Source organism: Pseudomonas sp. LBUM1646 (assembly GCF_059716165.1).
In genome coordinates this window covers 2,587,799-2,606,119 of record NZ_CP166810.1, presented here as the reverse complement: position 1 = coordinate 2,606,119, position 18,321 = coordinate 2,587,799, and the positions used below count along the sequence as shown (strand labels likewise).

The 18,321-nt window shown below is 60.6% G+C and carries 14 protein-coding genes; 7 read left to right on the top strand and 7 right to left on the bottom strand.

From position 1 onward, the window contains the following. Positions 1-123: 123 nt before the first annotated feature. Entirely contained in the window at positions 124-510 is a 387-nt protein-coding gene (locus ACA071_RS11965) for a hypothetical protein (RefSeq protein ID WP_497644519.1), read from the top strand. 3 nt (positions 511-513) lie between these two features. Here the strand turns inward: ACA071_RS11965 and ACA071_RS11960 are convergent, their stop codons facing one another. The 7 genes from ACA071_RS11960 to ACA071_RS11930 all read right to left on the bottom strand — a co-directional run bounded on the left by ACA071_RS11960 (position 514) and on the right by ACA071_RS11930 (position 10,314). Further along, on the bottom strand, positions 514-1,056 hold the full coding sequence (locus tag ACA071_RS11960; RefSeq protein ID WP_497644517.1) for a hypothetical protein: 543 nt from the start codon (positions 1,054-1,056) through the stop codon (positions 514-516). 121 nt (positions 1,057-1,177) lie between these two features. Further along, on the bottom strand, positions 1,178-2,605 hold the full coding sequence (locus ACA071_RS11955; protein WP_497644514.1) for a sigma-54-dependent transcriptional regulator: 1,428 nt from the start codon (positions 2,603-2,605) through the stop codon (positions 1,178-1,180). Continuing rightward, positions 2,574-4,067 carry a sensor histidine kinase gene (locus ACA071_RS11950; RefSeq protein WP_497644512.1) on the bottom strand — a complete coding sequence of 498 codons (1,494 nt, stop codon included), beginning with the start codon at positions 4,065-4,067 and terminating at the stop codon, positions 2,574-2,576. Before ACA071_RS11950 ends, ACA071_RS11955 begins: the two co-directional genes overlap by 32 nt. Positions 4,068-4,168: 101 nt before the next feature. Then, complete coding sequence (locus ACA071_RS11945) at positions 4,169-5,209, bottom strand: SCO family protein (protein WP_497644510.1); 1,041 nt, start codon at positions 5,207-5,209, stop codon at positions 4,169-4,171. Further along, positions 5,206-8,013 carry a multicopper oxidase domain-containing protein gene (locus tag ACA071_RS11940; RefSeq protein WP_497644508.1) on the bottom strand — a complete coding sequence of 936 codons (2,808 nt, stop codon included), beginning with the start codon at positions 8,011-8,013 and terminating at the stop codon, positions 5,206-5,208. Before ACA071_RS11940 ends, ACA071_RS11945 begins: the two co-directional genes overlap by 4 nt. A 185-nt stretch (positions 8,014-8,198) precedes the next feature. Next, complete coding sequence (locus tag ACA071_RS11935; protein ID WP_497644506.1) at positions 8,199-9,647, bottom strand: sensor histidine kinase; 1,449 nt, start codon at positions 9,645-9,647, stop codon at positions 8,199-8,201. Positions 9,648-9,945: 298 nt separating this feature from the next. Further along, positions 9,946-10,314 (bottom strand): DUF6124 family protein, encoded by a 369-nt coding sequence (locus ACA071_RS11930; RefSeq protein ID WP_497644505.1) that lies wholly within the window; start codon positions 10,312-10,314, stop codon positions 9,946-9,948. 472 nt (positions 10,315-10,786) lie between these two features. On the opposite strand from ACA071_RS11930, the gene ACA071_RS11925 reads away from it, so the two are divergent. From ACA071_RS11925 to ACA071_RS11900, 6 genes are all read left to right on the top strand, one after another. Continuing rightward, positions 10,787-11,284 carry an Xre family toxin-antitoxin system antitoxin gene (locus ACA071_RS11925; RefSeq protein ID WP_497644503.1) on the top strand — a complete coding sequence of 166 codons (498 nt, stop codon included), beginning with the start codon at positions 10,787-10,789 and terminating at the stop codon, positions 11,282-11,284. Next, entirely contained in the window at positions 11,281-11,769 is a 489-nt protein-coding gene (locus ACA071_RS11920) for an RES family NAD+ phosphorylase (RefSeq protein ID WP_497644501.1), read from the top strand. Before ACA071_RS11925 ends, ACA071_RS11920 begins: the two co-directional genes overlap by 4 nt. Before the next feature lie 337 nt (positions 11,770-12,106). Then, positions 12,107-13,453, top strand: coding sequence for a hypothetical protein (locus tag ACA071_RS11915; protein WP_497644500.1), 1,347 nt, complete (start codon positions 12,107-12,109; stop codon positions 13,451-13,453). A gap of 35 nt (positions 13,454-13,488) precedes the next feature. Beyond that, complete coding sequence (locus ACA071_RS11910) at positions 13,489-15,720, top strand: cadherin-like domain-containing protein (protein ID WP_497644498.1); 2,232 nt, start codon at positions 13,489-13,491, stop codon at positions 15,718-15,720. A gap of 60 nt (positions 15,721-15,780) precedes the next feature. Next, the gene (locus tag ACA071_RS11905; protein ID WP_497644496.1) at positions 15,781-16,242 is read left to right on the top strand and encodes a curlin; all 462 of its coding nucleotides are present in this window, start codon (positions 15,781-15,783) and stop codon (positions 16,240-16,242) included. Positions 16,243-16,270: 28 nt separating this feature from the next. Then, complete coding sequence (locus ACA071_RS11900) at positions 16,271-17,719, top strand: curlin (RefSeq protein WP_497644494.1); 1,449 nt, start codon at positions 16,271-16,273, stop codon at positions 17,717-17,719. The last annotated feature ends 602 nt before the right edge of the window (positions 17,720-18,321 follow it).

Genomic DNA, 18,321 nt, shown 5'->3' with positions numbered 1-18,321 from the left:
AAAAAAACCACATCGGCGCTTTGTTGCGATCTTGTAATCCGGGCATTGCGAACGCGTCGCCGTACGGCAGCTATAGTTAAAGGCCTTGGGGAAATGCGGGAAAACGATTGCGCAGGTGTCGCCATGAAACAAACCGATCTGACGTTGTGCTTCATCGCTTTATTGACTGCCACCAGCGCTGCATTCGCGGACGACAGCCCCATGCAGACCGACAGCTCCAGCAGTGAAATGATCTACTACGGGCCCAACCAGCCCTTCGCGCATCCGGCGCCGCCGACACTGAACCCAGTGCCGCCGCGCGCGTACATCCCGGCTGCGCCCCTGGACTTCATCCCGGTGGCGACCGAGCATGTGTTCTACGACTCACAGTTGCCCACCGTGGCGGATGCCAATGTGCGGGTGTTTATCCGCTCCTACGACCCGGAGCGCGGGATCTACGTGAATGACGAAGTGCTCGATCCTTCGTGCCTGCTGGCTTGCCTCACCCGCCAGGAACAGGCGATGCCTTGAGCGTCAGTCGCAGGGCCAGGTGTAGCGCAACGCCGCGCGGCGATCGATGGCGTCCCGCAGCCGGCGTTTCTGGCTTTCCCAGACATCGCTGTCCACTTTATCGGCGCGCATCAAGTCCAGCACGGCTTGCTTGGCTTTCAGGTATTCGTCCCAGGCATCCTGACGCTTGAGTCGAAGGGTCTCGTCGGCACTCATCTCCATGTGGCGCAGTGCCAATGCACAAGGATCGTCCAGCACCACTCCCAACGTCAGTTGAATGCGGTGGGGAGCGCGGAACGCCGTCACGGTATTGAGAATCGCCTGGGCCCGTGTACAGCCCCATTCCAGCGCTTTCGCCAGGGTGGGATGACCCTCACGGTCATAAAATTCTTCTGCCAGCGGCGCGCCATCCCGGGCATACAACCCGACGAATAATTGGGTCTCATGCTCGCGATTGAACCGGGCTTGTACGTCAATCTGCGTACCGTCCGGCAACACTTCATCGTGGCTGCGACTGTGTAATTGGCTATTGCTCCAGAGCCAGTATTGCGTCCCTCTACGCCGCATAGCCCGCGTCTCCATCAAAGGGGAAAAATCAGTTAGGCACAGCTTCCGTGGATTTTCCACCGAGCTTGCCCACCTCTCGTCGTCCTCTGACAAACAACCGACCATCAATCCATCGGTGCACTTACCACTGGCGCTTGTCCGGGCGCGCCAGGCCCAGTTTTTCGATCCGGTAACGCAGCATGTCGCGGCTCAGGCCCAGCAACCGTGCCGACTTGGTGACGTTCCAGTCGGTCTTGTCGAGCATCTTGCGCACCATGTCGCGCTCCACTTCCGGCAGGTTCGTCGATTCGACGCCGTTATAGGTTGGCCGGGGCTCGCTGTACTGCGGTTCCTGCAGCACCATCGGCTCGTCCATCAGACTCAGGCAGACATTCAGTTGATGGGAGGCAATGGTGTCGCTCTGGGCCAGCAATACGGTTTGCTCAAGCATGTTGCGCAATTCGCGCACGTTGCCCGGCCAGGTGTAGCTGAGCAGTAGCTCCTCGGCCTGGTCGCTGAAATACAAATGCGGTTTGCCATAGCGTTTGCCGTGAATCGCCAGGAAGTGCCGAGCCAGCAACAGTACGTCTGCACCGCGGGCATGCAGCCGTGGCACCTTGATCGAGATGATCCGCAGGCGAAAGAACAGGTCGCGGCGAAACTTGCCCTGCTGGACCATTTGTTCGAGGTTGCAATTGGTGGCGCTGATCACCCGCAAATCGACTTTGCGTTCCTTCACCGATCCGACCCGGCGAATGGTCCGGTCTTCCAGCAGCTTCAGCAGCTTGGCCTGCAGCAACAGGTCCATCTCGCCCACTTCATCGAGAAACAGCGTCCCGCCGTCGGCGGCTTCCACCAGCCCGACCCGGCGATCCTTGGCGTCGGTGAAGGCGCCCTTCTCGTGGCCGAACAGTTCCGATTCCACCAGGTTGGACGGGATCGACGCACAGTTGAATTCGATGAACGGTCCCTTGGCGCGTGGGCCGTCGAAGTGCAGGGCCCGGGCCACCAGTTCCTTGCCGGTGCCGGTTTCACCTTCCACCAAGACTGGCGGCAGGTCGGTGTTGGCCATGCGGCGCTCGGCGTCGAGCAATTGGCCGATGGTGCTTTTGAGGTAGTGCATCGGCGCCGATTCGCCGATCAACGCCTGCACCCCGGACTTTTGCGCCTCGCGTTCCTGATAGAACGACAGCGTGCGTTCCATCTTGTCGGTGGCCAGGGCCTTGTCCAGCAGCAGCTTGAGCTCTGGCAGGGCCACCGGTTTGGTGACGTAATGAAAAGCGCCCTCTTTCATCGCCACCACGGCGTCTTCGACGTTGCCGTAACCGGTCATCATGATCACTTTCAGATCCGGCGCGCTGATGCGCAGCTTCTGGATCAGGTCGTGACCGCTCATGCCCGGCAGCGAGTTGTCGGTCAGCACCACGTCCGGGACGAACGTGATCAGTTGCTCCAGTGCATCCTCGGCCGAGTGGCAGACCGTCACCTCGAAGTCTTTACGCTCCAGGTAGGTCTGAATATTCTCGGCGAGGAGTTCATCATCCTCGACCAGCAGTATGCTGTGCTCCATATTCCCCTCCCGTTGCCGCTCTAAAGTTGAGACAAACGCGGGTTCCTTCCTGCTCCTGACTGGTCAGCACGACCGAGCCCTGGAAGCGTTCCATTATTCGTTTGACCAAAGCCAGGCCGACGCCCAATCCGCCTTGCTTGGTGGTGAAAAACGGCTTGAAGACCATCTGTTGCTGCTGTTTGGTCATGCCTTTGCCGGTATCGGTCAGGGTCATGCACAACTGCCCAGGTTTTGGCGACTCGATATCGACACTCAGCACACCGCCCTTGGGCATGGCTTCCAGGGCATTGGCGAACAGGCTGTTGAGAATTTGCGTGAGCAGCACCGGCTGGCTGACCACCGGTGGAAAGCTCTGCGGGGTAAAACGCACCTCCACGTTCGAACGTTTGATCAGCGGTTCGAAGGCGCTCAGGGTGTCATCGATGGCCAGCACCAGGTCCACGGATTCACTGTCGTCGTTCATCGGCCGCAACGACACCAGCAGCTCGCGCACCCAGCGGGACATGCGATCGACCTGGTTGATGATGTCGCCGATGTTCTTTTGGGCGTTCTGGCTGGCGACTTCCTGGGCCAGTTCGGCGCTGGAGCGGATAGTTGCCAAGGGGTTGCGCAAGCTGTGGGCGACCGCCGAGGACATTTCCCCCAGGGCGACAAAGGTCTCGTTACTGATCAGTTGCTTCTGCTGGCTTTGCAGCAGCGTCGAGGCCCGCCGCACGATCCAGAACAACGCCAGATAAATCGCCGCGCCGCCAAGCAGGGTCGCGATCCAGATCGACTTGAAGCCGCGCTCAATGCGCTCCACCAGGTCCGCCGGCTCCTTGTAGATCTCCACCATGGCGATCACTTTGCTTTTGTCGGCGTTGAACATCGGAATGTAGTTCTCGATGAACAACAATTTTGGCTGGCGCAACAGCATTTGCTCGGGGCGTGCTTCGTCGATCTGGTGATAGCTGGAGGACACCGGCACCTTCATTTCGAAGGATTCATCCAGTTCCTCGTCGTCAGTGAAGCGCATGCCGACCATCTCTGGGTTGGTCGACCAGATCACCGTGCGGTCGAGGGCAAAAACCGTGGCCAGCAAAATATCCGGCAGGTGCTCCACATGGTCGAGGAATTCGATACGGGCGGCAGCGCGAGCTCCCGGATCCACGTCGGAATAGGCGTTGTCATGGCGCGGATCGAGCATTTCGCCCATGGTTCTGTTCGGATTAATCGAAGCATGGCGAATTTCGGCATCACCGATGGCCTGAATGAACTGCGCCGTCAGCAAGGCGTCACGCTCAATACTTTCGGTGACCACAAAGCGCGTGGAGACATAGCCCAGGCCCAACGCCACAGCGCCGATGATGAGAAAACTGGCCAGGGAAAACCAGCGCAGCAAATTGAACTGGCCGCCCCAGCCCTTGCGCTCTGCTGCCGGCATAGGCGGCGCAGGTACTTTTTGTTGTTCTGGTATCTGCATGGGTTTGTCCTGGTTGTTTGCCTGAAGCCTTTTTAGCCGTTGTCACGAACAGTGTAGGTGGCATTGAACGTGGTCGACGGGCCAATGATGTTATTTAGCCGCTAGTTCATCTGTGTCACCTCTGGCGCCTGCTCAGCCAAGGGTTGCTGGCGGTCGGTTTCTTCCTGCAAGAAGTCGATGATCGTCTGCGCAGAATGCTCATCCAGGCGCAGGTTGGGCATCGAAATCTTGTCGAAGCGCTGGTAAAGCTCCACGGCGATCGGGTCTTTTTCCGCGAGCATGCGGTCCGGTTCGCGAATCCAGCGGTTGAGCCAGGCCGGTTCGCGCAGACGGGTCACGCCGATCAGGTCCGGGCCGATGGCGCGCATGCCAATGCCCTGCCCGTCTTGCGGCCCGAGGCTGTGGCACGAGGCGCATCGGGTGCGAAACAGCTCTTCGCCGTTGCTTGGCGGGCGGATCTCCGGCGCGTTGGCGTAGCTTTCTTCAATGCTGGGTTGTTTCCAGTTCTGCAAGGTATTGGCCAGTTGATCGGCGAGGATCCACGGGTTCTCGAACGGTGAAGCCTTCATCCAGCGACCACTGGCCTGGTTGCCGACGATCAGGCTCAGGTTGTGGTCCTTGCTGCGGCCGTTGTCGACGCCCTCGATAAACAACCCGAGTTTTTTGCGCAGATCAGTGACATCGGCAAACTCGCCGGTGAGGAACTTCCAGCCCGGCCCGACCTTGAAGCGTTGCGCATAGGCCTTCAGCACCTCGGGCGTGTCGCTGAGCGGGTCGATGCTGATCGAGTAGAAGAAGATGTCCTGGCCAACCCGGTCCCCGAGCAGTTGCTGCACCTGTCGCAGACGGGCGGTTTCCAGCGGGCAGGAGTCGCTGCACGTAGTGAAGATGAAGTTGATCACCACTACTTTGCCTTTGATCAGGTCATCGAAAAAACGCACCTGCCGACCGTCCTGATCGGTCAGCAGGGTGTTGGGGAAGTAGTCGCCGCCCCAGGGTGTCGCCGACTCCGTCGGCGACAGTTCATGGGCGAGCAGCACCTGGCTGGCCAGCAAACAGGTGACCAGAACCAAAATCAGGTGCATGCCCAGGGCCCGGGAGCGCGGCGTATGCAGTGTCGTGTCGACTCCCCGGCGGTTCATTTTTTCACCGCCACTTGTGGGCCAAAGCCATCGCCATTGCGGAAGGTTGGCAGCGCGGCGGAGTTGACGTAGCGCACCCCGTCCCAGCTTGGCAGCGGGGTCGGCATCAACTGGAATTGCCCGGGCTTCTCAATGTCCCAACGCAGCAGCATCGAGTTGTCTTCATGCTGAGTGTTGTGGCAGTGCTCCATGTACGTCCCGGCGAATTCGCGGAAGTTGATCGCCATCTCGACGCTGTCCAGGCCGTCGGCTTCCGAACCGATGCGGTACACGTCCTTGCGCGCCCATTTTTCCCATTCCGGTGGCGTCTTGCCGCCGCGACTGAGGATGATCCCCTCCTCGAAGTGCACATGCACCGGGTGGCTCCAGCCCTTGCCGCCAGCCTTGATGTTCCACACTTCCAGGGTGCCGAAGCCCGTGACGCCGGCATCGGTAGGGCCGCTGGCCAGTTTGGTCGCGGTGTTCAAGCGCCGAGGGTCCATGTGGAAACCGAAGCCGCCGTCGGTCTTGACCGTCCACGGTGCTTCATCGGTGCCGTCGGAGCGGCCGAAGGTGAAGGTGCGGTGACGGGCCTGGGACAGCAGCACTTTGTCGGCGGCGTTGTCGCGATGGATTTTCAGCGGGATCATCACCATGCCTTCAGCCTTGCCCGGCTTGGCCGGTTCGTACGCCGCCGGGTCCATGGCCAGGTCCTGACCGGTGTAGGCCTTGACGTTGAGCTGCAAGACTTTACCCACGCCCGGGTCCCCCTTGTCCCACTGCGGGCCTTTGCTCGATTGCTTGATCACCGCCAGGTATTTCTCTGACAGCACGTCGGCCAGGTCGATGACATCTTTCGGGCCCTTGCCGTCGTCGTGGGCCTGCAGGTTGACCACGAACACTTTGTCGCCAGGCTTGATGCCGTTTTTCGCGAAGTTGACGATGATGTCGAAGCGCTCGGCGATGCCCTGGGTTGGCAGGATCGCAAAGTGATTCTTTTTATCGCCATCGGCGTCGAGGTCCATGGTGCCGTCGAACGGCACGGTGTGTTCCATGATGTTGCCGTCGTTGGCAATCATGTGGAACGGCACGCGGGCATAGGAAACACCCGAGTTTTTCGGCCCCTGGAACTCGCCACTGCTGCCCTTGACCTCACGGACGATGGCGAGCTTGAAGTAGCGCGACACCGAGCCATTGAGGATGCGGAACCGATAGCTGCGGGCGCGCACATCCAGGGTCGGTTTCCACTGCCAGTTGACCAGCACTTGGTCACCGAGGAAGCCGTCAGTGTTGAACGGGTTGAACCACAGTTGACCGGACTGATCCCAGGCCTTGTCGGCCAACACCAGGTTGACGTCATAGTCGCGGTTACCCCACGGCAAGGCGCTGCCGCTGGGCAAACGCAGGTTGACGCCGTCGTTCACCGATTCGTTGCCACGGTCCAGGGCACTGTAGTAGTTCATCATCGCCGCGTTGCCCTTGTAGACGTTCTGCGCGGTGAAATCGAGCATGTGGTCGTGGAACCAGTGGGTGCTCATGGTTTCGCGCCAGTCGCCGCGGATCTTGATGGTGCCGTGGTCGCAGGTCTTGCGGCTCGGGCTCAGGTCGTTGGTCCACAGGGTTTCGCCCGGCGAGCAAGGGAACGCGGCACGTGGATCATGGGCGTCGGTGTTGATGCTGTCGTAACCGGCCAACTGGATCGGCCAGCGATAGTCGTAATACTGCCCGGGGAAGAAAAAAGCGTTGGCATAGCCGTCGCTTTCCGCTGGCGCGTGGCCGTTGTGTTCGTGGGTGCTGATGGTGTGCAGGCCAAAACCCATGTTGGCCGACGGATCGATCGGCAAGCCGTTGTAGTGGCGCATCATCACGGGTTGACCGTAACGCACCATCAACAGTTTGGGCGGCAAGGTGCCGTCGAAGGTCCACACCGAGTTGTGGTTCTGCACCGGCATGTTCGGGTGGAAGCGCGGATCGACGCCTTTGGCGGTGCCATCAGTGGCCGGTACGCCTGCCACGTTGTGATACAGGCCGCCGGGGCCGAACTCGCCCATGGCATAACCGTGCATCTGATGGCTGTCACGCCAACCGCTGTTGAGCCGCGCCCCGGTTTGCACGGTTTTGTAGGCCACTTGCGGGTAGAACTCGTTCCAGCGCTGGTGCGACCAGCCCTTTCCTGGCGGACGACCTTCAGCCGACGAGCCGATATGGCGGTTGAGGAACACCTCGATTTGCGCCTGCCACGGGTTGCGGTCCACCACGTTAGAGAACTGGCTAGGGAATGGCGTCAGCCCCGGTTGCCGCAAGAAGGCGTCGAGCGCTGCGCTCGGTGGCGCACTGCGGGCGGCATTGGTCGGGTCCTGCTGGGGCAACGGACCCACGGCGGCCGGAGGAAAGCCCAACGGTGCCGCCGGGGTGGTGGGGTCGAGTTTTTCCGGACCGAACTCTTCAAACAGCACCAGTTGCTGCGTGAACGGTTGGGCGCCGAACAACGGGCTCGGTTTGCCATTGGTGGGGTAGTTGAAACTGGTCTGCGCCGTTGGCGGCAGGATGTTTTCCTTACGCGTGTCGTCGCGGCTGCCTTTGACGCCATCGGGTAAATCGAAGGAGTCTTCGTTGGCATCGGGCATGGTTAGAATGGCGTTCAGGGCGGCCGGCTTATCAGCCGGTTCATCGTAGTAAGCCGAAGGGTCGGAAGGCTCGGGCTGGCGCTCATCGTCGATCGGGCTGGCGTGCAGCGGGGTTGTGCCCAGCGTCATCGTCAGAAGAATGCTCAGTGGGGTCAACAGGCCGAACCACTTGCAGGGGTGCCGCGCTTTTCTGTCCATCACCAGCCGCCTCGAAGTTGTTCAGGGGGGTAATGGTGTTTTGCAATTACCTCGCCAGACTTCAGACGGCCTTACGCCAAAGAATTAATACTTCTTGAAACAATACGTTACAAGACCTACTCCGCCAACCTTGGCAAAACGACTGGGGGATGACACCCGCTAACGGGGAAAGTTCATCCCCGTTTTCAGGGGAATAATTTAAACGACAAACGGACGCAAGTGCCCTCGCCTTCCCGGCTGCCAAGGGCCACCGCGCCGCCGAAACGTTCCATGATGCGCTTGACCAGCACCAGCCCGACACCAAGCCCGCCAGCCTTGGTGGTGAAGAACGGGCGGAAGGCCAGGTTGCGTTGTTCTTCGTTCATGCCTTTGCCGGTGTCGCTCAGCACTACGCAGACGCCATGGGCATCGGTCGGTTCCAGGGTGACGGTCAGCGTGCCGCCCTTGTCCATGGCTTCCAGGGCATTGGCCATCAGGCTGTTGAGGATCTGCGTCAGTTGCACTTGCTGGCTCAGCACCATGGGTGTCTGTCGAGGATTGAACACCACCTGAACCTTCGCCCTGGCAATTTGCTGCTCGAACGCCGTGAGGCTGTCGTAGATCGCCGCCACCAGGTTCACTGGCTCGGGGTCGTCGTTGAGCGGACGCAAGGACTGCAGCAGTTCGCGGACCCACTTCGACATGCGATCGACCTGGCCGATGATGTCGTTGATGTTCTTGTGGGCGGGACCGCTGTCGAATTCCAGGGCCAGTTCGGCGCTGGAACGGATGGTCGCCAACGGATTGCGCAGGCTGTGGGCGACGGCCGATGACATCTCGCCCAGGGCGACAAAGGTTTCATTGGTGATCAGTTGTTTTTGTTGCTGCGCCAGCAGAATCGCCGCCCGTCGGACGATCCAGTACAAGCCCAGGTAAATCAGCCCGCCGCCCAGGGCCGTGGCCAGCCAGATCAGCGCCAGGCCGCGCTCGATACGGCTGATCAGGTCCTTGGGTTCCTTGTAGATCTCAACCATTGCCGTGACGCTCTTGCCGTCGGCATCGAACAGCGGAATGTAGTTTTCAATAAAGATGAAATCGGGGGGCACGACAAACTTCTGCTCCATCCGCGCCTCGTCAACGTCGTGATAACTAGCCGAGACCGGGATTTTGAAGTCAAAGGCGTAATCCAGGTCTTCGTCGGAGTGAATCGTGGTGTTGATGAGTGCCGGGTTGGTGGACCAGATCACCCGGCGGTCGGGGGCATAGACGTTGGCCAGGATCACGTCTGGCAGATTGGCGATATGGTCGAGGAATTCGTCCCGAGCATTGGCCCGAGCTGCCGGATCGATATCGGGAAAGTTCTTGTCCTGGCGCGGGTCGATCAGCTCACCCATGGTCCGCACATTCGGGATCGAGACATGGCGCACCTCGGCCGAGGCAATCGCCTGGATGAATTGCGCGGTCAGCAACGCATCGCGCTGCACGCTTTCAGTAATCACGAACTGAGTGGACACCGCCCCCAGCGCCACCGCCACGGTGGCGATCACCGCCATGCTGATCAGCGAAAACCAGCGCAGCAGGTTGAACGGCTGCTTGCGCGAGCTCAAGCGAATGTCGCCTTCTTCGGGCCGGTGCGTTTGTGCGTGCATGTTCATTGGCGATGATCCAAGCGATTCCCCTACAAAGGGGTATAGCCCACTGTTTGGGGTTTGCCCCAATGCAAGCAAGCTAAGCACATTCAAGAAAGTCTCAGCCGAAACACACTCTGTGTAGCAGCTGGCGAAGCCTGCGTTCGGCTGCGAAGCAGACGTGAAATCAACCGATGCGGTACTTCAGGAAGACCTCGCGCTCAGGTTTTACGACTGCTTCGCAGCCGAACGCAGGCTTCGCCAGCTGCTACATGGGTCGTGTTAGTCGTGAGGGAGTGGACTCCCTCACGACCGTGCCTGACTGCTACCCAGGCTTGTGGTTATCCAGTACCCGATTGACCGCCAGCTCACCCATCAGCAGCGACCGATGAAGCACCAGCATCGTATGGCGTCGCGGGCCGTCCGTGAGCTCTACGAGATCGTTGACCATCTTGCGGGCCGTTGATAACGATTCGTAGACCTCGACCAGCAACGTTTCGTCATCCACCGCTGCGTCGATGGTGAAGAAGGTGCCGCAGCTGCGGGGCGGTATCTGCGTTTTCGTCGCCCCGGGGTTGAGGTAGAAGTTGAGTGCGCGGTCGGCCGCCAATTTCATTTTCTTGGGGTCAAGATCGAAAGAGGCGTCGTAGGGGACTGAACCGGTATTCGGGGGGTTGGGTGTGACTTTGAACATAGATGAAACCCTCGTGTAGTAATAAAGGAGCCAACCAGCCGCGCTACCAAACGAAGGGTGGTGGCCGTACGCAGGTTGGTAGACCGGACACGAGAAACCGGCGCACCCGAAGGTGCCCTGCGCATGACCACCATAATGCCGAGACGAAAAACGTCACGAATGGTGATGCTATGCGACTCTCGTGGATGGGCTACCAAACCCGATCACTGTTTTGCAGTGACCAGCAAACGATATAGCCCACCCCAAAGCCGCACAAGCCGGCGGATTCTGGCGTACGCGTAGGCAACGACGCAAGGCGTTGTAGCCTCTTATGACGTAACACCGAGTGTCTTTAAACGCGCGTCTTGAGCCGCGTGTAACACCTCAAAAACACGAGAAGTTCTCTGACAATTTCCCGGGATAAAAACCACTTGCCCAAGTCGCGACATTTGACGCTATCATTACGTCAAATGTCGTTTTGGAGGGTGTCAGCATGTCCGCAGTGAATCAGGTAGACGAGCCAACCACTAAACCCAGAGCAAAAGCAGCCTTAAAGACAATCACCAGAAAGCCTACAGAAGTGCTGTTGCATGGCCGCAAGGGTGATACGCCTTTGCTGATCATCCGCTACACACAGGAAGGCTTTAACCTGAGCGACGTCCGGGACATGCTTTCCACCTCTACGCTGTACATGGAGCACGACCTTGTCCAGCGCATCACCGGGAAGTCTGTCCGCACAGTCCAGCGTTTGGTGAAAGAAACCAAATCGGTGCGCCTGAACCAACAGCAGAGTACGGTTGCCTTTCAGTACGCGAAGACGCTGGAGCACGCCACCAACGTGTTTGGCAATCAGCAGTTGGCGGAGGACTGGCTGAAGAAGCCCTGCAAATACCTGGACGGTCATGTCCCGCTGGAGCTGATAGACAACTCGCTGGGCTTCCAAGTGGTAGAGGATTATCTGACCCGCATTGAACACGGGGTTTATCAATGAATCCTTTACCCTGGGATGGGACGTGGCATGCGTGGCGCCTCGACCGCGAGGTCTTTAAGGGCACGTGGGACAGCGGCATTGGTGCACAGTTATCCGGTGGCCGATGGAACCCGCCCGGCCGCCGGGTTATTTACGCTTCGGCCGACCCGTCCACAGCCATTCTGGAAGTCGCGGCCCATGTGGGCTTCGATACTCTGGATAGGGTGCAGCACGTGCTGACGTGCTTTGAGGTGCTGGACCCGACCACCATCAAGGTGGTGCAGCCCGATGATGTGCCGAACCCGAACTGGCTTATCCCGTCGCTCCCTTCGCCCAATCAGCAGAAGTTTGCTGATGGACTTCTGGCCGAGCATCCGTTTGTACTGATCCCTTCGGCAGTGACCCGTCATTCGTGGAATTTGCTGGTGAGTTGCGACTTGGCGGCGGATCAGTTCAAGCTGGTTTCTCAGGAGCGGTTTGGGTTGGATACGCGGTTGATCAAGTAGGCGTGAGATTGCCCGACTGGGGCTCATTTCTGGTTTGGCAAGATCACTGTTTATGGGTATATCTCCAGTATCGGTTCACCTGGTCAGCCGGACCTCGATGCGGTTTGCCATTAACGGCCAACACCACAGGCGTTAACATTCCCCACTTCCCCCACCGCCCCCCAATCCTGGGGACACTCGCCCGCTCCAATATCTAGCCCTCAATTCTCCGCGCCACCCTCAACGCCCGTACCACGGCCCTCTCCCACCCATTTCCCCCAATTGGTATGCAATTTGCGCTAGCCCCCTCAACTGGCCCGTCTCCATGGGACAGGCACTCCGATAGAGGGATTAACTCATGCACCCTTTACTGTCCAAAACCGCGGCCGCGCTGGTCGTGACTGCTCTGGCCCAAGGCGTTGCCCAAGCGGCGCTGTATGCGGTCGATCCAGGCCCTTATCTGCCAGCCAACGGCTCGTTCGCCGGCTGGTATCAAGACACCCACGGCCGAACCCTCGACCTGTGCCTGTCCAAAGCCGTCAGTTCGCGGGTGCCCAGTGCGCCGGGCGCGCCAACGTACATGTGCAACTTGCTACCGGCGCCGGGGATCTTCGACGACACGCAACCGCTGGTCTTCCCGACCAACTTCCCCGATGAAGCGTTCTGGTTCACCGCCGACGGCGCGATTGTCGATGCAGCCAGGGGCATTGACCTGACCTACGTCAGCGCCGTCGAAGCGGCCTTCAGCGGCGGCGACCCGGTCGAGGGTGACCAGATCAGCTTCGCCCGCATCCGCATTCGCGTCGATGTGCCCACCGCCGGCACCTATATCATCACTCATCCCTACGGCGTCGATGTGTTCAACATCGACACCCCCGGGCGGCGGGCGATCAACATGACCCGGGACATCGGCATCGGCACCCCGAAAACCTACGACGGCGCCCTCAAGGGTGATGTTGGCCCGTTCCTGCGCAGCGTCAACGGCCCCTACACCGAAACCAACCCGGTGACCGGCGCCGCCGACAAATTCATCGGCGACCCGAACCTGTCGGAAGCCGTCACCGGCAGCCCGTTCAACACCAACTTCATTCGCATCGAAGGTCCCAACGGGCTGGACCTGCGCACCACGGTGTTTGCCATCTCCGGCAAGTTGTCGACCGTGGTCCGGCCGACCCCGATGATCACCCAGCGCAGCACTTATTCGCGCAAGGCCGGGACCAGTGCGCCAGTGGCCCAGCAAGATGTGTTCGTCATGGCCCCGCCGCCACCGGCCACCGTGACGCTGGACAGCAACAACCCGGCGCTGCACCTGACCGAGGCCGACACCACCGGCAATTGGTACGCCCAGTCTTCGACCAATCCGACCTTGCCGAGCACCTTGCAGGTGACCGCTGACAATCACCTGGCTATCGCCAGCAGCACGCCGACCACCCTGCCCATGACCCTGACCGACCTGGTGGTGATTTCCCGCGCCGAATACAGCTTGAGCACAGGGCAACTGACGCTCGTGGCATCTACCAGCGACGAAACCTCACCACCGGTGCTCACCGCCACCTCCGGCAGCGGTGTCGCCATCGGCGCCCTGAGTGGCGACGGCGCGGTGAAAACCCTGGCCACCGGGATCTCGCCGATTCCGCCCGCCAAGGTTCGGGTGACGTCATCCAATGGCGGCAGCGATACCGAAGAAGTGGTCATCGTGCAATGAACACTCTCATGCCCAGATCCTCATCAGGAGGCATCATGAACAATTGGCCACGCCTGGCGCTCAACGCCCTGGGACTGACTCTATCGCTGTCCGGCAGTGCTTTCGCCCAACTGGCGGCAGTCGACCCCGGCCCCTACACCTTCGCCACCGGGAAATTCCCGATGTGGTATCAGGACAGTAATCTGCTGTCGATGGAACTGTGTCAGTCCCGGGCCGCGAGTTCGCGGGTGCCGGCCAGTGTGCCGCCGGCCTACATGTGCACCTTGCTGCCGGCGCCGGGCATTTTCGACGATACCCTGCCGATGGTGTTCCCGGATAACTGGCCAGACGAAGCCTTCTGGTACCTGGCCGAGACCACCATCGCCAACAACGCCGCCGGTTATGGCATGGACGCCTACGTGGCCGGGATCGAAGCGGCCTTCGCCTCGGGACTCCCTGCCGATGGTGATCAGCAAAGCTTTGCGCGGATTCGCATTCGGGTGAATGTGCCCATCGCCGGGACCTACACCATCACTCACCCGTATGGCGTGGAAACGGTCAATGTCACTGCCCCTGGCCGTCGGGCGATCAACATCACCAAAGATGTCGGCATTAGTGTCCCCGGTGATTTCAGCGGCGCGTTGAATGGTCAAATTGGGCCGTTCCTGCGCAGCGTCAACGGCCCCTACACCGAAGTGAACCCGGACAACGGCGCCGTCGAAACCTACGTCGGGGACCCAAACCTCACCGAAGCCGTGCTCGGCAGCCCGTTCAATACCAACTTCGTGCGTATCCAGGGGCCGGCCGGGACGATCCAGACCAGTCTGTTCACCGTCGCCGGCAAGGTGCTCGATAACCGCGCGCAAACCGCGGTGGATATCAACCGCGCCACTTATCGCCGTACCTCGGCGGGCACGCGGGTGGAAGTCTTTGCCAAGTCGAACAACGGCTCGACCCTGTGCTTCCGTGAAACCCTGGCCCTGGTGGTCGGCCCACCGGCTTCGCCGTGCCAGACCAACTTGATCGGCGACAACAACGGCTTGTTCTTTGGTCAGCATCTGGTCAGCGGCAACCTGCCTTCGATTGTGGTCGTCACCGCCACCAACCCGGCCGGCACCACGCGCCCTACCGCCGTGTCGAGCAAGCTCACGGACCTGGTGAAAATCCAGACCGCGCGCTATAGCTGGAGCAACCACAGCCTGCTGATCGAAGCCACCTCCACAGATGAAGTGGCAGTGCCAGACATGGTTGCCCAAGGCTACGGACGCTTGTCGAAATCCGGCACCCTGCAACGCCTGACGGTGGCCGACCTGACCCAGCCACCGGCCAGCGTCACGGTGAAATCCGCCGCGGGCGGCAGCGATACTGAGCTCGTCGTCGTAGTCGGTACCGCACCGGACACCGGCGAGAACCAGGCACCGCTCTCGGTCGCCGACACCGGCGCCACCAGTTTCGGCGTGCCGATCACCCTCAACCTGCTGACCAACGACAGCGACCCGGACGGCAACGTGCCGCTGAGCATCAGCGCCCTGACCCAACCGGCCGCCGGCCAAGGCACCGTCGCGTTGAGCGGCACCACGGCGGTGGTCTACACCCCGCCCGCCGTCGTCACCACGCCGCTGACCACGACCTTCACCTACAAGGCGCAGGACGTCAAAGGCCTGGCTTCGACCACCGCCGCGACCGTGACCATTACTGTGGCGCCGAACCGGCCACCGGTAGCGGTGGCCGACAGCGTCGCGACCCTGGGCGTGGCGATCCCGATCAGCGTGCTGGCCAACGACACCGATCCGGAAGGCAACGTGCCGCTCGGCGTCGCCAGCCTGACCCAACCGGCAGCGGGTCGCGGCACCGTCAGCAGTAACGGCACGGTGATCACCTACACCCCACCGGCCACGGTCACCACGGCCTTCACCACGACCTTCACCTACATCGCCCGGGACAGCTTCGGCGCCCTGTCGACGCCAGCGACGGTCACCGTGCAAGTCTCGCCACGACCTGCTGCGGAAACCTTCACCGTGACCACCGCCACGGTCCAGGCCCGCTCCAACAACCGCTTCAACTGGGACTTCGCCGGTACTTCATCGGTGACCACCGGCAACACCATCACCATTCAGGTATCCACCCCGACCGGGCTGGTAACCCTGGGCACCACCACGGTGCCGGTGACGGGACGCTGGCGGTTGACGATCAACAACAGCACTACGGTGATTCCATCGGCGAACCCGACAGCCACCATCCGGTCGTCCCAAGGCACCGTACGCTCGGTGTCGGTGACCACGCTCTGAGCCCTCTCCCCACCGACCTTCGCGGTCGGTGGGGCAGGCCCATTTTTAAAGGACAACGCCATGCAAACGCCGACCGCCGCCCTGCTCTGCCTGCTTCTGCTCTGCAGCGGCGCAGGCGCGCGCGCCGACGATTTGATGGATAACGACGACCTGGCCCCCAGCGCCGACCTCGGTGAGTTGCCAGCGCCGATTGGCCAGCAAGCGCTGATCAACCAGCTCGGCCAGGCCAACGTCGCGTTGTTGCAACAGAACGGTCAGGGGTTGCTCGGACGGATCGTCCAGTCGGGCAGCAATCAGGAAGCCTACATCCTGCAACAGGGCAGCGACCTGATGGCACAGATCAATCAGCAAGGTTATGGCAACGACGCCTCGATCACTCAGACCGGCAGCCACAACCGCGCGCAGATTTCCCAGAACGGTAGTAACAACGACGCCAGCATCGACCAGGCCGGCACGGGGCTTTCCAGCGCCGTGACCCAGTCCGGGAATGGCATGAGCGTTTCGGTCAAACAATATCGCTAAGCACTGCAGCAACCTTGGAGGTTTCATCATGTTTAAATTGACGCCGCTCACCGCTGCCATCCTGGTCATTGTCAGTGCCCAGGCCATGGCGGACGACAGCGTGTCCACACAGAACCAGGTCGGTACTGCCAACATCGCCGATGTGAAGCAGAACCTCGCCCCGTTCAGCACCGCGACCCAACAGCAACTCGGCCAGGGCAACGACGCGGCCGCCGTGCAAGACACCGCCACCAGCACCATCGACCAGACCCAGGTCGGTGACTACAACGCCGGTTACGCCGAGCAATTGTTCGAAGACACCAGCACCATCACCCAGCAACAGGTCGGCAGCTTCAACATCAGTCATGCCAGCCAGTCGATCGGCAGCGGCGAAAACCAGGTGTTGCAACAACAGCAAGGCAGCGGCAACTTCTCGTTTGTCTACCAGGACTCCCAGGAAGCCACCTCGGGCAAAACCTTCCAGTTCGGGGATAACAACGAGGCCAACATCGAACAGATCCAACTGGGCGTCGCCAACGACGCGATGATCATCCAGTACGGCAATACCAACTACGCGACCGCCGAACAAGTCAGCCACATGGGCGGCCAGATCGGCATCAACCAGGCCGGCGAAGGCAACTACGCCTACGGCGACCAGCGCAACGGCATCGGCGGCAACCTGACCATCAACCAGTTCGGCGGCTTCAACGCCACTGAAGTCTGGCAAGACAGCCAGACCGCCAGCCAGGCCACCGTCAACCAATACGGGCAAACCAACGAAACCGTGGTCGACCAGAGCTTCGGCGAAAACAACGTGGCGCAGGTGCTGCAAGTCGGCGACCTCAACGCCATCTATGCCGACCAGTTCGAATCCATGGGCTCGACCATTGCGTTGTATCAGCAAGGCACTGGTAACGTGCACTTCACCTATCAAAGCGGTGAAAACCATGTGCTCAACGCCACCTCCGTGGGCAACGGCAACAAGGTCTACGCCAGCGACTGGAAAGGCCCGCAACTGGGCGGCCAGTTCGGCAGCAACCAACGCGCGACCATCAACCAGAACGGCACCAACAACGTGGCGAGCTTCAAGCAGGATGGCGTCGGCCACATCATGACCACGAACCAGACCGGCAGCGGCAACAAGACTACTGTCAGCCAGGCCGACTCCTACAACGAGTTGTACTTCGACCAGAACGGCAGCGACAACATCCTCATCGCCGACCAGCGTGGAACGACCAACCTGGCCCAAGGTTCTTCCAACGGTTCGGGGAACAGCACCGAGTTTGACCAGTCCGGCACGGGGAACCAGGCGTTCACCACGCAGTTGTATGGCAGTGACAACCAGATCACCGTTAAACAGGCAGACAGCATGAACGTGGCGTATGTCACCCAGGGCGGGACCGGCAACATTGCCAATGTTGATCAGAGCGGGATGACGCAAATGGCGACGGTGCAGCAGTTTGGTTCGGCCAACCAGGCGACTGTTTTGCAGCAGTAAACGCACGGCATAAAAAACCGCGGCCCTTTATGGGGTCGCGGTTTTTTTATGGGCTGCGCCTGTGGGAGATTGGTCGGCTGTTGGGCTGCCATCGCGAGCAGGCTCGCGAAGAACGATAACGCGGTCTACTTGATGAACTTATCCTGTGGCGAGGGAGCTTGCTCCCGACGGGCAGCGCTGCAGACCCAACCCCGGCAACCACATAACCACTGACACACCTCTTTCTGATCGTTCCCACGCTCCGCGTGGGAATGCCACCAGGGACGCTCCGCGTTCCGCCTTTGTATGTGACGCAGAGCGTCACGGGATGCATTCCCACGCAGAGCGTGGGAACGATCGGGGGCAAAGCGCTGTGGGGTCGCGGTTTTTAAGGCGTGAACCACAATCCCGCAGGAGCAAGGCTTGCCCGCGAAAAACGATAACGCAGTGCCGGTGTAGATCCTCGAATGACTGATCGACTGTCAGGCCGCCATCGCGGGCAAGCCTTGCTCCTACAGAAAACAGAGGCAGAACGGCATACACCCACCCGCTCCTAACCACTCATTAGGCCGAGCGTTCTGATCGTTCCCACGCAGAGCGTGGGAATGCCACCAGGGACGCTC

Excerpts from the sequence above, each read along its gene's own strand:
- ACA071_RS11905 (WP_497644496.1), top strand. The coding sequence starts at position 15,781 with ATGCAAACGCCGACCGCCGCCCTGCTCTGCCTGCTTCTGCTCTGCAGC.
- ACA071_RS11940 (WP_497644508.1), bottom strand. The coding sequence starts at position 8,013 with ATGGACAGAAAAGCGCGGCACCCCTGCAAGTGGTTCGGCCTGTTGACC.
- ACA071_RS11930 (WP_497644505.1), bottom strand. The coding sequence starts at position 10,314 with ATGTTCAAAGTCACACCCAACCCCCCGAATACCGGTTCAGTCCCCTAC.
- ACA071_RS11950 (WP_497644512.1), bottom strand. The coding sequence starts at position 4,067 with ATGCAGATACCAGAACAACAAAAAGTACCTGCGCCGCCTATGCCGGCA.
- ACA071_RS11935 (WP_497644506.1), bottom strand. The coding sequence starts at position 9,647 with ATGAACATGCACGCACAAACGCACCGGCCCGAAGAAGGCGACATTCGC.
- ACA071_RS11925 (WP_497644503.1), top strand. The coding sequence starts at position 10,787 with ATGTCCGCAGTGAATCAGGTAGACGAGCCAACCACTAAACCCAGAGCA.
- ACA071_RS11965 (WP_497644519.1), top strand. The coding sequence starts at position 124 with ATGAAACAAACCGATCTGACGTTGTGCTTCATCGCTTTATTGACTGCC.
- ACA071_RS11900 (WP_497644494.1), top strand. The coding sequence starts at position 16,271 with ATGTTTAAATTGACGCCGCTCACCGCTGCCATCCTGGTCATTGTCAGT.
- ACA071_RS11960 (WP_497644517.1), bottom strand. The coding sequence starts at position 1,056 with ATGCGGCGTAGAGGGACGCAATACTGGCTCTGGAGCAATAGCCAATTA.
- ACA071_RS11910 (WP_497644498.1), top strand. The coding sequence starts at position 13,489 with ATGAACAATTGGCCACGCCTGGCGCTCAACGCCCTGGGACTGACTCTA.
- ACA071_RS11955 (WP_497644514.1), bottom strand. The coding sequence starts at position 2,605 with ATGGAGCACAGCATACTGCTGGTCGAGGATGATGAACTCCTCGCCGAG.
- ACA071_RS11915 (WP_497644500.1), top strand. The coding sequence starts at position 12,107 with ATGCACCCTTTACTGTCCAAAACCGCGGCCGCGCTGGTCGTGACTGCT.
- ACA071_RS11920 (WP_497644501.1), top strand. The coding sequence starts at position 11,281 with ATGAATCCTTTACCCTGGGATGGGACGTGGCATGCGTGGCGCCTCGAC.
- ACA071_RS11945 (WP_497644510.1), bottom strand. The coding sequence starts at position 5,209 with ATGAACCGCCGGGGAGTCGACACGACACTGCATACGCCGCGCTCCCGG.